This is a genomic window from Sphingomonas sp. Leaf62 (assembly GCF_001421915.1).
In the GTDB taxonomy this organism is placed as follows: domain Bacteria; phylum Pseudomonadota; class Alphaproteobacteria; order Sphingomonadales; family Sphingomonadaceae; genus Sphingomonas.
This window is the reverse complement of sequence record NZ_LMLN01000002.1, coordinates 287,900-304,353: the sequence shown is the minus strand read 5'-3', so window position 1 is coordinate 304,353 and position 16,454 is coordinate 287,900. Positions and strand designations below refer to the sequence as shown.

Sequence of the window (16,454 nt, the reverse complement as noted above, 5' to 3'; positions counted from 1 at the left end):
GATCCTTCAGGCTACGCCTCGATGCGAACGAATTGAACCGTCGCGCTCGCGGCGGGTGCGATAGTACAGCCCCGCCAAGATACGATCGGGATGGCTCATCGACACGGTGATCGCGCGGATTCGGGGAAGCCCCGTCGGGACGGGATGCCGAAGCATCGTACCCGACGAGCGACGCAGCTTCAGGATCGACGGTGCCCGCCGCACAACGGTTGCCTTACCGGCCGTGGCGGTCCCGGTTCGCACACGTGCCGGACCGTGACTATCCGTCCCGCCCGGCCGTCGGCGCGAACGGTCAACATTCTGCCTTGCATCCTTCGTGCGTCAGGGAACGAGACCCAGTGCCCCACGATCGGCGGTAGCGGCGGCCAGTTCGGCGCGGGCGGCGGCGATCCGCGCCTGCGCCTCGATCAGGCGTACGCGCGCATCGTTCGCCGTTTCCTCGCGCTGGTTGACGAGGAAGAAATCGCTCGACCCCAGTTCGAACCGTCGCCGCTCGGCTGCGGCCAGTCGCTCGGCGAGCTGGCGCTCCTGTTCAGCGATCACCGCCAGTTGCTCGGCCGCGCCGACGCCGATCGCGATGCCCTCCACCTCGACCGTGATCTGGTCGCGCAGGAACCGGCTGCGCGCCGACAAGGCGTCCAGTTCGGCCTGCGCTTCGGCGATGCGCCCCTTGGCCGCACGATTCTGCAACGGCATCGAGAAGCGGAAGCCGACCGCCGTTTCCAGCGGGGTCCGCGACGATCCGCCCAGCCCTACCGGGCCGACATCCTTGCCGACCTCGCCGCGCAGGTCGAGCCGGGGGCGCAGGTCGTTCTCCGCCAGCGCCAGCCGCGCCGTCGCCTGATCGATCCGGGTCAGCAGCATCTGCAGATCGGGGCGGCGCTGTGCGAAATCAGCACGGGCGACAGCGGCGACGCCGGTCAGCGCGCCGAGATCGTTCGGCAGACGCTCCGGACCGACCAGCACCGGTTCCCCCGTACCATCCCGGAAATACAGCGACAGGGCATTGGCCGCCGCCGCGAAATCGCCCTCCGCGCGGACCACCAGCGCGCGGCGGCGGACGAGATTCTGGTCGTTCTCCGCGAGCAGGATTTCTGGCCGGGCGCCCAGCTGAACCTGCCGCGCAAGGCCGCCGCGCCGGCTCTCCGACAGGGCGAGCAGGTCGCGATAGGCGCGCAGGCGCAATCCGGCCGCGACCCAGTTCTGATAGGCGTCGATCGCACGCCGCTGCACGCCGATCGCCACGGCACCGCGCTCGAACTGCGCGATGTCGATGTCCCCCGACGCCAGCGTACGCCTGGTTCGGCGTTCATCGATCAACCGGTCGCGCAACAGCGCATAGAGCGCGCCGACCTTCGCCTCGCCCAGCCGGTTGGTGTATTGCTCGTCCTCGTACACGGGAAAGTCGCCACGGCTGACGCGGTACTTGCCATAGACATAGCCGCCATTGCCGGTCAGCGGACGGGTCGCCTGCCCGGTGACATAGGTCCCGTCATAATAGCCCAGCGCGCGCGAGCGGCCCTCGGCATCGAACACGGTATCGAACGCACCGTCGGCGGTGACGGCCCGCCCCTGCGCCGCGCGAACCTTCGCCAGCGCCTCGACGATCTGCGGCGCGGCGCGGGCCGAGGCACGCAACACCTCGTCGAGGGTCAGCGGTGCAGTAGCGGGCACGGGGGCCGGCGGGACCTGCCGCGCGATGACCGGCGCGACCGACAGCTGCGCAGCGACCAGCGCGGACAGGAGGCTGAACCGGATCATTTCGGCTTGCCCGCCTTCGTCGCGATCTTCCGGTCTTCCTCCTTCCCGCCGGCCGAACCCGAAGTCTGGTCGGTCGCGGTCTGGCCGAATTCGAGCGGGAAATCGTTCAGCTGCCGCCAGAGTTCATACCCGACGGTCACGGTCTCGCCCTGGACCCAGCCCTGGACCTTGCCGCCCAGCCGGACGAAGCGTCGTTCGGGCCATGCCGGCTTGCCGGGGGCCGGTTCGACGAGGATGCGGAACAGCCCCTGCATATTGGCATTCGGATCGATCGTGCGGACGCGCCCGTCGAAAAAGCCGTGCGCGATCGACGGCCAGCCGCTGAACTGGATCGCCGGCCAGCCTTCGAACTCCAGCCGTACCGGACGCCCCGGCCGCAGCAGCGGCACGTCGCGGCCGTCGATCAGCAATTCGACCGCGCGCTTGACCCGTTCGGGCGCGACGACGGCAAGGACGGTCCCCGCCGACAGCAGCGCACCGCCCGTCGCCGCGTTCAGATTCTGGATACGGCCATCGCGCGGTGCCCGCACCAGCTGCGCCGACTGCCGGTTGAGCTGCACGTCGATGCGGTTCAGCTTGGCCCGCGACTCAGCGAGCTTTGCCCCAGATTCCGCGATTTTGATCTGCGCCTGTTCGTAATCGCGCCGCGACGCCAGCCCTTCGGAATAGAGCTGCCGCATCCGCCCGACATCGATCTGCGCGACGGCCTGCGCCTGTTGCACCGATGCGATCTCGGCCAACACCTGCGCGCGTTCGGCCGCCAGCCGCGACAGCAGATTGGGGTCGAGGTCGACGATGCGCGCGATCGGGTCGCCGCGTCCGACATGCTGCCCGTCCTGCACATACCAGCGCTCGACCCGCCCCGGCACCAGCGCCGTCACCTCCTGCGCACGGTCGTCAGGGTCGAGCGACACGACCTGCCCGCGTCCCTGCGCGGTTTGTACCCACGGCACCACGAACAACACGACCGCCGCCGCCGCGATGCCGACGACCAGCATCCACGCGATCGCCACCGCCACGCGCGGCGGACGCAGCGCCGCCAGCGTGCGGAAATGCGCCAGTTGTTCAGGCCGATGCGTCATCTGCACCCTCCCGGTTGGCTACGGCCTGCAGATCGGCAAGCCGGTCGAATCGGCGTTGTTCGGTCATGCCGAGATGGAGATAGCCGTCGAGTTCCAGATCCTCGGGCCGTCCGGTACACAGCAGCACGGTCGTGCCATGCGCCTTCAGCAGCCGCAGCGCCGCGGCCAGCCGTTCGGGCGGCAACAGGTCGTACAGCTGGCCGAGCAGCAACAGCTTCGGCCGGACCAGCAGCGCATTGGCGAGCTTCAGCGCCATCGTCTCGCCGACGCTGAGCGGATAGCCGGTCGATCCCAGCTGCGTGTCGAGCCCCTTGGGCAGGCTGGCGAGGCGGCGTTCGAGACCGACCGTCGCCAGCGCCTCCATCGCCACCTCGTCGAGGTCTTCGGACGCGAGGCGGAGATACTGGCGAATCGTCGCCTCGACGATGGTCGAGCGGTCGAGCACCGTCACGTCCGATCGCAACCGGTAGATGTCGAACGAGCCGGGATCGGCACCACCGATCCGGAGCAGCCCGCGTTCGGGCAGCGCATGGCGTTTCAGCAGCATCGCCAGCCGCCGCTCGGCTCCCGGTTCGGCGACGGTGACCAGTTGTTCGCCCGCCCCCAGCGCCAGCGTATAGCGCGCACCGTCAAGCACCACGTCGGTCAGCTTCACCGCACCGTCGCGCGGACCATGGTCGCCGCGCACGGTGGTTTCCTGCGGAATGGCGAACAGCAGCGACAATTCCTCCGAACTCGCGACCAGTTCGTAAAAGCTGTCGAGATACCAGCCGAACTGCGAAATGCCGTAAAAGACGCCCGACAGGATCAGCTCAGCCGCGACCAGCTGTCCCAGTGACAATTGCCCGCGCAAGATCAGCATGCCGCCCAGCAGCAACAGCCCGGCACTGGCAAAGGCATAGATCAGCAGGAACGCGACCGTTTGCGCGAACTGATACCGGAAATACCGCCGATGCGTGTCGACATAGCTGGCGGTCACCGCCTCCGAACGCTGCATCGCGAAATCCAGATGGCGCGACGATTTGTAGAAGCCGTTCGACCCGCCGACGCTTTCCAGCCAGTGGGCGGCCTTGTGCTTGGCATGGCTCAGCGCCACCGCCCCGCCGATCGCGCCACGCCGCCAGATCAGCCAAACCATGAAGATGGCCGCGACCAGCACGACGTTGAAGGCGAGAAAGACCGGATGATAGAAGCTGGTGATGGTCAGCCCGATCACCGCCTGCAACACGATGGTGAAGGCTCCGATCACCAGGCTCGGGACCGATTTCTGAACGACGACCAGATCGAAGAACCGGTTGAACAGGTCGCCACGATTGCCATCGGTAAAGAACGGGTCCTGCGCATGCACCGCGCGCAACGTGACTTCCGCGACGATCCGCGAGAACAGGCGACGTTCGAACCCCGCCATGATCCACACCCGCAACGCACTCAGCGCCACCACCAGCAGTAGCAGCAAGAGCAGGACCCCGGACAGCGCCCATAATGGCGCGGGCATCGCCGTATTGGCGACGCTGTTGATCAGCAACTGCACCGAGATCGGCGTCGCGAGCGCCAGCAGGCTGATCGCGACGGTATAGACGATGCCGAGCCGTACATAGGCCGAATCGGGACCGATGATCTGCGACAGCCAGCCGATCGCATCCCGGAACCCCAGTCGTTGCGTCGCCAAAACACACCCCTATTCCCGCGTCCGAGGCCGGTCGCGATGGCCGCGTGCTACCGACGCCAGACCGCCCTGCCGCGCCTTACGTCGAAAATCCCGTCTGGGTATTGGACGCACTGTTAAATATTGTTGCTATGCACCATTGGGCGCAGGACGGGCGCGGGCTTCAGCCTGTTACGACCGTTGACGGTCGTTATCGTGCAAACCGTGCTGCAAGGCAGGACCGGGTGCCCGGCGGGACGCTGGCCGGCATACGGCCGGTACCGGCCGATATGCCGAACTTGCAGGAGACGATAGCAGCTGATGGCGTTCCCGTTCGACGCAACGCAGCAATGCGATCATCGGGACCGCTGCGAAACTCGCAAGCGTCGCCGCAAACTCGCCGTACCCCCGCGNGGGGGTCCAGAGCCAAACAGAACAACGGCTTGTACCTGGAACCCTGGACCCCCGCCTGCGCGGGGGTACGCAAGCGGGTATTGCCCGCCTACCGCGGCAACGGCCTGCCCCTCCGCCTGCGCGGGGGTACGGCAGGGAAGCAGGAATCAGTGTTTTCGCAAATGTCTCATCGTCCGAACTCGCCCGCCCGATCCGACACCAAATCAGAAGCTGTAGGCGACCCCAACCGCACCCAGCCACTGGTTGCTCGACCCGTTGCGCGCAACGATCGGGCTGTCGGCGAAATCGTTCAGCAGCTTGCGATAGACGACGGTGCCGAACAGCTGCCAGCCCGAGCGCAGGTCGCCGCTGATCGACCGGCCGCCGAGCAGACCCAGCGTCCAGTTCTTCCACCCGCCCCGCGCGTTATAGACCGGCAGGCCGCTGGCCAGCGACTGCCCCGGCGTGACAGAGAAATAGCTGTCGGCGTAGCCTTCCCCGACCCGTTCGGCCGATACGAAGATGCCGGCCAGCGCCTTGGTGCTCAGCGGTGTGACATAGTTGATCGTCGGTGCCAGCACCGTCGACTTGTGCCCGCCGCTCACGTCCTTGCGATAGCTGATCGATGCCGACAGCCGGTCGAATTGCGAGGTGATGACCCCGGTCTTGCCCAACCCGACATAGCCGCCCAGTTCGATCGCGGTATCGACCGTGCCCAAGGCGCGGACCTGCGCATCGTCGATGCCCTTGGTCGAATTGCGGTTCAGGTTCACGACCGCGATCGGCCCGGCCTGGAAATCCCAGGTCGGCCCGATGCCATCGGGGATCACGTCGACGCTGAGGCGATTGCCGGCGAGGAGGAAGTTGAACCCCGACACACGACCGGTCGCGGCCGGCACCGGGCTGAACGAATAATCGTCCGACCCTTCGTAATCGGGCAGCACCGCCGCGCCGAGGCCGACGACGTAGAAATCGGCACCGGTATCGGTGTTGGGCAGCGACGATGCCGGCACTGCCGGGGTCGCCGCTTCCTGTGCGAAGGCGGGGCCGGCAACGGCGGCGGCGGTCAGGACGGCGGCAAGAAAGGCGCGCAAGGGCGTAGCTCCGAGAAAATGTTACCCGGCCGTAACGCTACGCCGCGCGCTTCGGTCCGTCGCGGATACTATAGCAGATAGCGAATCCGCACCTGTTGCATGGTTACATCACCCGCGACCGGGAACTCCGCCGAGCTGAAGGCAGGCGGGCCGAAGCGGATCGCCGGATTGCGCGAGAATCCGAACCCTTCGCGCGGGATGCCGGCAAAGGTGTCGAGCTTCGAATTGTTGTTCTCGTCGTGGATCACCGATACGGCATAATCGCCACGCCCCAGCCCGGCGATGCGTACGCCGCGCTCCGCCGCGGCAAAGGTGCGGGTGACGGCATTGCGGTCGTCGGTGCAACCGGGAAAATTCTTCGGATCGGCGGTCAGGCACAGGCGGATGACGCCCTTGGCCGACCGCAGGTCGGCGATACGGACGTCAAGCGTGCCGGTCGGCATGGCCCCCGGCAGCGTCGCCAGCGCCAGCGCCGCCAGCACGATTCGCCCGCCGCGCGACGCGCGCACGTTCCTTTTCGAAGTCGCCGAGGCCGCCATCGGTGCCGCACAACCGGTCCCAAAAGCGGAAATAGAGCCCGAAATTGCAGCCATAGCGCTCATGATGCCTCTGATGATGGCTGGCGGTAATCAGCCAGCCCCCCAATCGCCCTGACCACATGAACCGCGGGAACATTTCCCACCCCATATGGTTGGTTACCCCCATAACCGTCATGATCGTCAACACCAACGCCAGCGCGCCGGTGTGAATCGGAATGACGAATACCAGTAACGGAATTACCACAGCGCCGGTTAACGCTTCGATCGGGTGGAACGCCATCGCTGCCCATGCCGTCGGCGGGCGGCTGGCATGGTGGACGGCATGGGCGATGCGAAACCATTTCGGCCGGTGCATCCAGCGATGCGTCCAGTAGAACCAGGTATCGTGCGCAAAGAGGTACAGCAGCACCGATACCGGCAGGTACCATAAGGGATGGGCGTGGACGTCGCGGTAGATCGCGGTCCAGCCGCGATGCTCCCAGCCCCACGCGACGATGCCCGCCGGCACGCCGTAGATCGCGGCGGACAACAGCGACCAGCGGATTTCCTTGGCGATCTGCGCGTCGAGTCCGCGGTACAGCCCCGGATGCTTGCTGCGCGTCGCAAAGGCGAAGCCGGCCGACGCCAGCAGATAGCGGACACCGACGATCGCCGTCATCGCCACGGCGGACAGGAAAATAGCCAACGGGATCGACATGCCGCCGCTGTAGCGGATTGCACAGGCAGATGACACCCCAAGATCCTCCCCGGCACGGGTAGGGGGACCGTCGCCGAAGGCGATGGTGGAGGGGGGCGTCCACGAAAACAACGGCTTCGCACGCGGCGGTCCCCCTTCCACCATGCTGCGCATGGGTTCCCTTCCCGCGCACGGAGAGGATTTTCTGCGCGCCGTTGCTACTGTTGCCGCCCTCCCCTAGGGCCGTTCCATGCCAACCATCCATCACTGCGACCTCGCCATCGTCGGCGGAGGGCTTGCCGGTGCGTTGATCGCGCTGGCGGCGGCGAAGCGGCGACCCGATGCCCGCATCCGCCTGATCGAGGGCGCATCGCATTTCGGCGGCAACCATGTCTGGTCGTTCTTCGGCAGCGACGTGTCCGACGATCATCGCGCGCTGGTCGCCCCGCTCATCGCCCATGCGTGGCGCGGCTACGACATCGTTTTTCCCGCCCATGCCCGCACGCTCGACACCGCCTATTATTCGATCACCTCCGAACGGCTCGATACAGTGTTGCGTCAGACGCTGTCGCGCGAAACCCTGATGCCATCGGTCCGCGTGCTGGGGGCCAGCCCGACCGCGGTCGTCCTCGCCGATGGCGACCGGGTCGAGGCGCAGGGCGTGATCGACTGTCGCGGTCCCGGCGACGTGTCGCTGCTCGACCTCGGCTGGCAGAAGTTCATGGGGATGGAGCTGATTACCGACGACCTGCACGGCGTCGACCGGCCGATCGTCATGGACGGATCGGTCGAACAGCTCGACGGCTATCGCTTCGTCTATACCCTGCCGTTCGACGCCTCGACGCTGTTCGTCGAGGATACCTATTACAGCGACACCCCCGATATCGACACGCAGCTGCTGGCGGGGCGCATCAGCGGCTATGCGCAGGCGCAGGGCTGGAACGTCGCCCGGGTCGGTCGCAGCGAAACCGGCGTGCTGCCGGTCGCGATGGGCGGCGATTTCGAGGAATATTGGCGCTCGGGCGGGAACCGCGTGGCGAAGGGCGGGATGCGCGCCGGGCTGTTCCATCCGCTGACCGGCTATTCGCTGCCCGATGCGGTGCGCCTCGCCCATCTGGTCGCCGACAGCGGCGACTGGTCGGGCGGCGCGTTGCACACGCTGACCCATGATTATGCCGCGACGCTGTGGCGGCAGCGGCGATTCTACCGGATGCTGGCGACGATGTTGTTCCGTGCGGCGGAACCGGCGGAACGCTACCGTGTGCTCGAACGCTTCTACCGCCTGGATGCGGGACTGGTCGGGCGTTTCTACGCCGGCGGGTCGACGCTGTTCGACAAATTGCGCGTGCTGACAGGCAAACCGCCGGTACCGATCGGACGTGCGGTACAGGCTTTGGTGGGGAGACAGGGGTGAAGACGGCAGTCGTAATCGGTGCGGGGTTCGGCGGCCTCGCGCTCGCCATCCGCCTGCAATCCGCCGGCGTACAGACGACGCTGGTCGAAGGGCGGGACAAGCCCGGCGGTCGTGCCTATTACTGGGAACGCGACGGCTTCGTCTTCGACGCCGGCCCGACCGTCATCACCGCGCCCGAAGCGTTGCAGGAATTGTGGCAGCTGACCGGCCGCGACATGGCGGAGGACGTGACGCTGCAGGCGGTGTCGCCCTTCTACCGGCTCAACTGGCCCGACGGCACCAATTTCGACTATACCAACGACGACACGCTGCTGCGCTCCGAAATCGCCAAGCTCGATCCCGGCGACATCGCCGGTTATGCCCGCTTCCTCGAATATTCGGCGGGCGTGTATGAAGAAGGCTATGTGAAGCTGGGGCACGTGCCGTTCCTCGACTTCGCCTCGATGATCAAGGCCGCGCCGGCGCTGGTCAAATATCAGGCATGGCGCTCGGTCTATTCGATCGTGTCGTCGTTCGTGAAGAACGAGAAACTGCGGCAGGCGCTGTCGTTCCATACCCTGCTGGTCGGCGGCGATCCGATGAAGACCAGCAGCATCTATGCGCTGATCCACAAGCTGGAGCGCGACGGCGGCGTCTGGTTCGCGCTGGGTGGCACCAACAAGCTGGTCGCCGGCATGGTCCGCCTGTTCGAGAAGCTGGGCGGCACGCTGATCCTGAACGACCCGGTCGCCAGTATCGACACGCTCGGCGACCGCGCGACCGGCGTCACGACGAAAAGCGGCGTGGTCATCGGTGCCGACATGGTCGCGACCAATGCCGACCTGATGCACAGCTACAAGGACCTGCTGTCGGGATCGCGCAGCGCGCAGCGCAAGGCCAAGCGGCTGGAACGCAAGCGTTTCTCGCCGTCGTTGTTCGTCGTCCATTTCGGCATCAAGGGCACGTGGCCGGGCATCCCGCACCACATGATCCTGTTCGGACCGCGCTATAAGGGGCTGCTCGCCGACATTTACGACCATGGCGTGCTCAGCGAGGATTTCTCGCTCTACCTCCACCACCCGACCGTCACCGACCCGTCGATGGCACCGGAGGGGCATTCGACCTTCTACGCGCTGTGCCCGGTGCCGCACACCGGCAAGTTCCCGGTCGACTGGGACCAGATCGGCCCGATCCTCGAAAAGCGGATTCTGGACGAGGTCGGTCGCCGCCTGATCCCCGACATCCACGACCGGATCGTGACGAAGTTCAGCTATATGCCGAGCGACTTCACCCACGATCTGAACGCGTATCACGGCTCGGCCTTCTCGCTGGAGCCGATCCTGACGCAGAGCGCCTATTTCCGCGCGCACAACCGCGACGACGATATCCCGAACCTGTATGTCGTCGGGGCCGGCACCCATCCGGGCGCAGGGATTCCGGGCGTGGTCGGCAGTGCCAAGGCGACGGCGGCGCTGATGCTGGGCGAGGAGGACTGACGGTCCTCCACCAGTAGAAACCGTTTGGTTCTAGCAGCTTCGAGCCTGTCGAGAAGCGCCGGTCGAGAACGGAATGCCTCAAACGGGGCGTTCTCGACATTCGCTTCTCGACAGGCTCGAAGCTGCTCGAACCGAACGGATAAGGTCTGGCCATAGCAGGGCCAGCTTGCCCCCCTCCCCCCGATCGCCTACCGCTCGCGACCATGCAGCGTCTGGCCATTTACTGCGGGTCCGCGACCCCCGCCGATCCGATCTACATCGATTCCGCCCGTGCCGTCGGTCGTGCCCTTGCGGAACGCGGCATCGGCGTCGTCTATGGCGGCGGGCGGCTCGGCCTGATGGGCGCGGTCGCCGATGGCGCGATCGAGGCCGGCGGCGACGTCATCGGTGTCATCCCGACCGCGCTGGTCAAGGCGGAGGCCGCGCACAAGGGCCTCACCGAACTCCACGTCGTCGACACCATGCATCAGCGCAAACAGGCGTTTACCGACCTGTCCGACGGTTTCGTCACCATCCCCGGCGGCACCGGCACGATGGACGAATTGTGGGAGGCGATGAGCTGGGCGCAGCTTGGCTATCATGCCAAGCCGGTCGGCCTGCTCAACACCGCCGGCTATTACGACCACCTGATCGCCTTCGTCGAAAAGATGGCCGAAGTCGGGTTCATGCGCCCCGTCCACCGCGATATCCTGCTGGTTGCCGACACCCTCGACACGCTGCTCGACAGGATGGCGGCGCATACGCCGGTGATGCCGATCATCCAGATGAGCAGCAAAGACCTTTGATCCCGCCACGCGCCGAGCTCGTCGCGCACGCCCGCGAAACCATCGCGCGCGGCTCGAAAAGTTTCGCGGCGGCGAGCAAGCTGTTCGATCCGCAAACCCGCGAACGCGCCTGGCTGCTCTACGCATGGTGCCGCGCCTGCGACGACCTCGCCGACGGGCAGGACATGGGGCACGGGATGCAGCGGCTCGACGATGCGCCCGCGCGCCTGCTGCTGATCCGCGAGCGTACGGCGCAGGCGCTGGCCGGGCAGCCGACCGGCGATCCGGCCTTCGACGCGCTGGGCGTGGTTGCGGCAGAAGTCGGCCTCCCGCATCAATTGGTGTACGACGTCATCGACGGGTTCCAGCTCGACGCCGATGGCTGGCAACCGGTGACCGAGAATGACCTGTACCAATATTGCTATCATGTCGCCGGCGCGGTCGGCGGGCTGATGGCGGTGGTGATGGGCGTGCCCGCAGAGGACCGCGACACGCTCGACCGTGCCTGCGATCTCGGGCTGGCGTTCCAGCTTGCCAATATTGCCCGCGACGTGCGCGAAGACGCGGATGCCGGGCGCTGCTACCTGCCGCGCGACTGGCTGGTCGAACAGCGCATCGACCCGGCCGATCCGATGGCGACGCCCGATCGGGTGGCGGTGCTCGCGCGGCGGATGGCGGCGCGCGCGGCGCTTCACGAGGACAGCGCCCGGGTCGGCGCGGCACGCCTGCCATGGCGGTCGGCATGGGCGGTACTGGCCGCCGCCGACATCTATGGCGGCATTGCCCGCAAGGTCGCGGCGGCTGGCCCTGCGGCATGGGACCAGCGCCAGACGACGTCGAAGGGCGAGAAGATCGCAGCGATTGCCCGCGCGTTCGTGGCGGCGCGCTGGCGCCCGGCCCCCGATACGCCCCGCGACCCGTCGCTCTGGACGCGCCCGAACTAGGACGGACCGACGTTCAGCGATCCAAAAGAATGTTCGTCATTCCCGCGCAGGCGGGAATCCATAGCCGCTGATGTTTGTGCTGAAGCAGTGATCTCGGCGCATCTGGACTCCCGCCAGCGCGGGAGTGACGACAGAGCATCGGCTGGGGACCGGAAGGAGGAGAGCAGAAACATCCGCTTCCTCAATGATCCTCCCCCTTCACCTTGTCGGTCGCCACCGTGATGTCGCGCCCCAGCAACGCCTGCACGTAGATCCGCTGCACCAGCACGAACACGACGATGGTCAGCGGCGCGGCCAGCACCACGCCGATGAACCCGAACATCAGCCCCATGCCGATGACCGAGAACAGCAGCACGGCGGGCGGCACGTCGACGGCGTGCTTCTGGACGATGGGTTGCAGGATATTGCCCTGAATCTGCTGGACGATCAGGAACAGCACGATCGTCCACAATGCGGTCGACGGCGAATGGGTAAACGCCAGCATCACCGCCGGCAGACCGGCGATGATCGGCCCGACATAGGGCACGATGTCCATCAATCCGGCGATCAGGCCCAGCCCGATCGCGGCGGGCACCCCCAGCAGCCACAGCCCGGTGCCGGTCAGCACCGCGACGACGATGATCGCCACCGCCTCGCCCTTCATCCATCCGCGCAGGCCCCCGGCGGCATCGTCCACCGCCTTGCGCGCGACCGGTTCGGCCTTTGGCGGCACCAGCTTCACCAGCCCGCGGCGATAGAGTTCGGGGTCGGCCGCAAGGAAGATCGCCCCGACCAGCACAAGCACCGCGTCCGACAGCCCCGATCCGATCGACAGGGCATAGGTGCCCGCGCGCGACATGATCGTCGACATATCGCTGCTGCCCTGCGACAACAGGTCGCGCGCCGGCCCGCCCAGCCCCCATGCGTCCAGTTGCCGCTGGATCGCCTGCAGCGCGGACGGAATCTGTTCGCGGATCGTGTCGAACTGCTGCACCAGCTGCGCGCCGAAGCCATAGAAGATGCCGATCACGATCCCCAGCAGCAGGATGATCGCTGCTGCCAGCGATAATCCGCGCGGCAGGCGGGTCCATTTCTGGATACGGCGCGCCACCGCGCTGAACAGTACCGCGATGACCGTCGCCCCAAACACCAGCAGTACCAGCCGCATCATCGATATCAGCAACAGCCCCGCCCCGACGATCGCCAGCACCATCACCGTCATCGTCGCGACCCGGCCATAGCTTGGGCCCTGCCGTTCCGTTTCGCCTTGCATCATCGGTTTCCCCTTTCGCGCGTGAACGGACAGAGGCCGCGCACCGTTCCGGTTCGATACCGTTACGATCGTTCGAAAGATCGTATCCGAAACGATTGCACATAAAACTGTAGTTAGCTAATGCGACCGAGTTGCATTAAAGGGGGAAGCGGGTGGAACGGTGGTGGATGCCGGTGATGGCGGCAGCGATGGTGGCGGGACCGGTCGCGGCGCAGGAACGCGCGACCGACGACGACGCTGACATCGTGGTCGAGGGGCGCGGCCGTCAACTCTATCGCACCACGCTCACCACCGTCGGCAAATCGGCGCAGGACCCGCTCGACATTCCGCAGGCGTTGCAGGTCATCAACCGCGACCTGTTCACCGATCAGGGCGCACGCGACGCGACCGACCTGTATCGCAATATCTCGGGCGTCAGCGCGTACAGCTATGCCGGTGTCACCTTCCGCGGATTTCGCCAGGACGAATCCTTCTACGACGGAATGCGCGGCAATCCCTTCGTCGGCTTCACCGTGCCGCAATTGTTCAACATCGACCGGGTCGAGGTGCTGAAGGGACCGGCAGGGCTGTTCTTCGGTCCCGGCGCGCCGGGCGGGATCATCAACTATGTGTCGAAGACGCCGTCCGACCGCGCCGGGCTGCGCACCGTCGTCACCGCCGGCAATTACGACCGGGTCGGTATCTCGGCGGAGGCGACCAACCGCATCGATGCCGATGGTGTCGTATCCTATCGCGTCGGCGGCTTCTACGAAGCGATGCAGCCCTTTCGCTTCAACACGTTGCACAAGGCGCTGATCGGCGACGCCGGCCTGTCGATCCGTACCAATCCCGGCGGGCTGCTGACGCTGCAGGTCACGACCTATGACAATTACCTGCGCGCCAACCGCCTGCGCGGGGTGCTGGTCGACGACAATGGACGCTTCCGCACCTCGATCGGCTGGAACGCGAACGAAAGGAGCGATGATCTCCACCTCGCCTCGACCGCATGGGCCGCGCGCTATGCAACGGCGATCGGCGATGCGGCGACGCTCGATGCCGGCGTACGCAGCTTCCGCTCGATCGAACGGCAGCAATATCACGAGCCGCGCGGGTTGAGCGCAACCAACCCCGATCTGGTCCTGCGCGAGTTTCGCGATCAGGTCCGCCCGGTCGACGGCCTGTCGTTCATGGCCAATGCCACCGCGCGCACGACCCTGCTCGGCCTGTCGCACCGCATTCAGGTCGGCACCGACTGGTATCGCGAATCGAACGGGCTGGAATCGCGTATCCTGCGCGCTGGCGTGCTCCCGCTCAGCCTGTCCAACCCGGTCTATGGCCGGTCCGATGGTGACGCGCTGCGGGCGACGGCGCTGCCCTTCACCGTCACCGATACCGATTCGCGCCGCTTCGGCGTCTATGCGCAGGATCAGATCGACCTGACCACGCATCTGCTGCTGGTCGCGGGCGTCCGCTACGACCGGTTCGAGGACAGCACCCGGGTCGCCACCGCCGACCGGGTCACGTCGAACGCACGCTACGAGGACAGCGACGTCACCTTCCGCACCGGCGCGATCTACAAACCGCGGGACGATCTGTCGCTCTATGTCAGCTGGTCGCAGGGCTTCGATCCGCAGGCACCGGCCAGCCAGTTGCCCGCCGCCGGTGGCCCCTTCGCGCCGATCACCGGCAACCAGATCGAAACCGGCGTCAAATCGCGCCTGCTCGACGGCCGGGTACAGGCCAATGCCGCGCTCTACCGCATCGTCCGTCGCAATCTGTTGCAGGTCGATCCCAGCCTGCCCCCGGTCGGCGGCGTCGATCAGCTGCGCCCGATCGGCGAAGTGACGAGCAAGGGGTTCGAAATCGATCTGACCACCGACCTGACGCCGGACTGGGTGCTGCTCGCCAATTACGGGTATAACGATACGCGCATCACCGGCAGTATCGCCGGCCAGTCGCTGACCGACGCGATCGGCAACCGCTTCGCCAACGCGCCCGCGCACAAGCTGGGGTTCTGGACCCGCTATCAGGTCGCACCGCTCCGCACCGCCTTCGCGTTCGGCGGCGAACATGTCTCGCGCCGGGTCAGCCGCTCGGGACAGCCGGTGCTGCCCTACACCATCTTCGACGCATCGATCACGCACCAGCTCGGTTTTGCCGAACTGATGCTGCGCGTCGATAACCTGTTCGACAAAGTCTATGCCGCGTCGGGCTTCACCGCGCAGACCGGCCATTTCCCCGGCGAACCGCGCACCGCCTTCGTCGAACTACGCACCAAATTCTGACCACGCATCGATCGCTGCCCAGCCGGCGATGCCCGGCAGCGTGCGGGCGCGCCGCTCGGTCATGCCGCCCAGCGCAATGACGGGCAGGCGCGCGCCGCGGATCAGCAGCGCGAAACGGATGCGCCCGAGCGGCCGCGCGCCGGGGTGCGATCGGGTGGCGAAGACCGGCGAGACGAAGGTTGCATCGACGCCCGCCCGCTCGGCGGCAATCCGTTCGCGCACTGAATGGACCGGCCGCGTTGCCAACCCCTTGTTCTTGCGAGCTTTTCGGCCGTGCACCCCGTCGCCGCCCGGCAGGAACGGCCCCGCGACCAGCAGCACCAACTGCCGCGCCCGCGCGATCCGCCGCACCTGTGCAAACATCCGCCGCCTTTTCCCTTCTGGTGTAGCATATTGGCGAAAGACGACCCCGCTGCCGCGTGGCAACTTCGCCACCTTCGCGGGCATGTCGTCGCCCAGCCGCTCGTCGGTCATCAGCCAGCGGCTCGGCAAAGGGTGGCGGCGACGCATGACCGCCTCTATAGCGCGCGCGATGACCGAAACCGCAACCTCGCTTGGCCACCTTCGCGACCGGATCGCCCATGCCGAATCGATCGCGCGCCGGGACCGTGGCGCGACGACGCTGATCGCGGTCAGCAAGACCCGCGACGCCGCCGCGATCCAGCCGCTGATCGACGCCGGACAGCGCGTCTTCGGCGAAAACCGAGTGCAGGAGGCGCAGGCGAAATGGCCGGCGTTGCAGGACGTTACCCCCGGCATCGAACTGCATCTGGTCGGCCAGCTGCAATCGAACAAGGCCGAGGACGCGGTCCGCCTGTTCGACGCCATCCATTCGGTCGACCGCCCGTCGCTGGTCGCGGCACTGGCGAAAGCGATCGACAAGACCGGCCGCGCACCCGCCTGTTTCATCCAGGTCGATATCGGCGACGAACCGCAAAAGGGCGGCTGCGCCCTTGCCGATCTGCCGGCGCTGCTGGCCGAAGCGAAGGCCGCCGGACTGCCCATCGCGGGCCTGATGTGCGTGCCCCCCGCCGGCCTCGACGCCGCCCCCTATTTCGCGCTGACCGCCAAACTCGCCCGCGACCACGGCCTGACCGCCTTGAGCATGGGCATGTCCGACGATTTCGAGACCGCCGTCACCCTCGGCGCGA

14 protein-coding genes are annotated in these 16,454 nt (G+C 66.6%); 6 read left to right on the top strand and 8 right to left on the bottom strand.

Annotated elements, in window-relative coordinates; all coding sequences use genetic code 11:
* Window positions 1-321 precede the first annotated feature (321 nt).
* The 6 genes from ASE91_RS02155 to ASE91_RS02130 form a co-directional block, all read right to left on the bottom strand.
* Window positions 322-1,761 (bottom strand): TolC family protein, encoded by a 1,440-nt coding sequence (locus ASE91_RS02155; protein ID WP_056622218.1) that lies wholly within the window; start codon window positions 1,759-1,761, stop codon window positions 322-324.
* Complete coding sequence (locus ASE91_RS02150) at window positions 1,758-2,843, bottom strand: efflux RND transporter periplasmic adaptor subunit (protein ID WP_056622216.1); 1,086 nt, start codon at window positions 2,841-2,843, stop codon at window positions 1,758-1,760. The genes ASE91_RS02155 and ASE91_RS02150 overlap by 4 nt, the downstream gene beginning before the upstream one ends.
* Entirely contained in the window at window positions 2,827-4,512 is a 1,686-nt protein-coding gene (locus ASE91_RS02145) for an ABC transporter transmembrane domain-containing protein (RefSeq protein WP_056622214.1), read from the bottom strand. The genes ASE91_RS02150 and ASE91_RS02145 overlap by 17 nt, the downstream gene beginning before the upstream one ends.
* 593 nt (window positions 4,513-5,105) lie before the next feature.
* Window positions 5,106-5,975 carry a MipA/OmpV family protein gene (locus ASE91_RS02140; RefSeq protein WP_056622212.1) on the bottom strand — a complete coding sequence of 290 codons (870 nt, stop codon included), beginning with the start codon at window positions 5,973-5,975 and terminating at the stop codon, window positions 5,106-5,108.
* A gap of 68 nt (window positions 5,976-6,043) precedes the next feature.
* A complete protein-coding gene (locus ASE91_RS02135) occupies window positions 6,044-6,457 on the bottom strand; it encodes a DUF2141 domain-containing protein (protein ID WP_235530261.1) in 414 nt (137 codons plus the stop codon).
* The gene (locus ASE91_RS02130; RefSeq protein ID WP_056622210.1) at window positions 6,399-7,211 is read right to left on the bottom strand and encodes a sterol desaturase family protein; all 813 of its coding nucleotides are present in this window, start codon (window positions 7,209-7,211) and stop codon (window positions 6,399-6,401) included. Before ASE91_RS02130 ends, ASE91_RS02135 begins: the two co-directional genes overlap by 59 nt.
* A gap of 229 nt (window positions 7,212-7,440) precedes the next feature.
* Between ASE91_RS02130 and crtY the strand changes: the two genes are divergently transcribed.
* The 4 genes from crtY (at window position 7,441) to ASE91_RS02110 (ending at window position 11,787) form a co-directional block, all read left to right on the top strand.
* A complete protein-coding gene (gene crtY, locus ASE91_RS02125; RefSeq protein WP_055998584.1) occupies window positions 7,441-8,604 on the top strand; it encodes a lycopene beta-cyclase CrtY in 1,164 nt (387 codons plus the stop codon).
* Window positions 8,601-10,079 (top strand): phytoene desaturase, encoded by a 1,479-nt coding sequence (locus ASE91_RS02120; RefSeq protein ID WP_055998586.1) that lies wholly within the window; start codon window positions 8,601-8,603, stop codon window positions 10,077-10,079. The genes crtY and ASE91_RS02120 overlap by 4 nt, the downstream gene beginning before the upstream one ends.
* A 203-nt stretch (window positions 10,080-10,282) precedes the next feature.
* Window positions 10,283-10,864: a TIGR00730 family Rossman fold protein gene (locus tag ASE91_RS02115; RefSeq protein ID WP_056622208.1), complete on the top strand. Its 582-nt coding sequence runs from the start codon at window positions 10,283-10,285 to the stop codon at window positions 10,862-10,864.
* Window positions 10,861-11,787 (top strand): phytoene/squalene synthase family protein, encoded by a 927-nt coding sequence (locus ASE91_RS02110; RefSeq protein WP_056622207.1) that lies wholly within the window; start codon window positions 10,861-10,863, stop codon window positions 11,785-11,787. Before ASE91_RS02115 ends, ASE91_RS02110 begins: the two co-directional genes overlap by 4 nt.
* A gap of 181 nt (window positions 11,788-11,968) precedes the next feature.
* Here the strand turns inward: ASE91_RS02110 and ASE91_RS02105 are convergent, their stop codons facing one another.
* Window positions 11,969-13,039: an AI-2E family transporter gene (locus ASE91_RS02105; protein ID WP_235530260.1), complete on the bottom strand. Its 1,071-nt coding sequence runs from the start codon at window positions 13,037-13,039 to the stop codon at window positions 11,969-11,971.
* 152 nt (window positions 13,040-13,191) lie between these two features.
* Here ASE91_RS02105 and ASE91_RS02100 point away from each other — a divergent pair, with 152 nt between their 5' ends.
* Complete coding sequence (locus ASE91_RS02100) at window positions 13,192-15,303, top strand: TonB-dependent siderophore receptor (protein WP_235530259.1); 2,112 nt, start codon at window positions 13,192-13,194, stop codon at window positions 15,301-15,303.
* On the opposite strand, the gene ASE91_RS02095 is transcribed toward ASE91_RS02100, so the two are convergent.
* Window positions 15,286-15,813, bottom strand: coding sequence for a thiamine phosphate synthase (locus ASE91_RS02095; RefSeq protein ID WP_056622201.1), 528 nt, complete (start codon window positions 15,811-15,813; stop codon window positions 15,286-15,288). The two genes, ASE91_RS02100 and ASE91_RS02095, sit on opposite strands and share 18 nt — an antisense overlap.
* A gap of 22 nt (window positions 15,814-15,835) precedes the next feature.
* On the opposite strand from ASE91_RS02095, the gene ASE91_RS02090 reads away from it, so the two are divergent.
* Window positions 15,836-16,454, top strand: a 619-nt coding sequence (locus ASE91_RS02090; protein ID WP_056622199.1) for a YggS family pyridoxal phosphate-dependent enzyme, incomplete at its 3' end; no start/stop codon positions are given.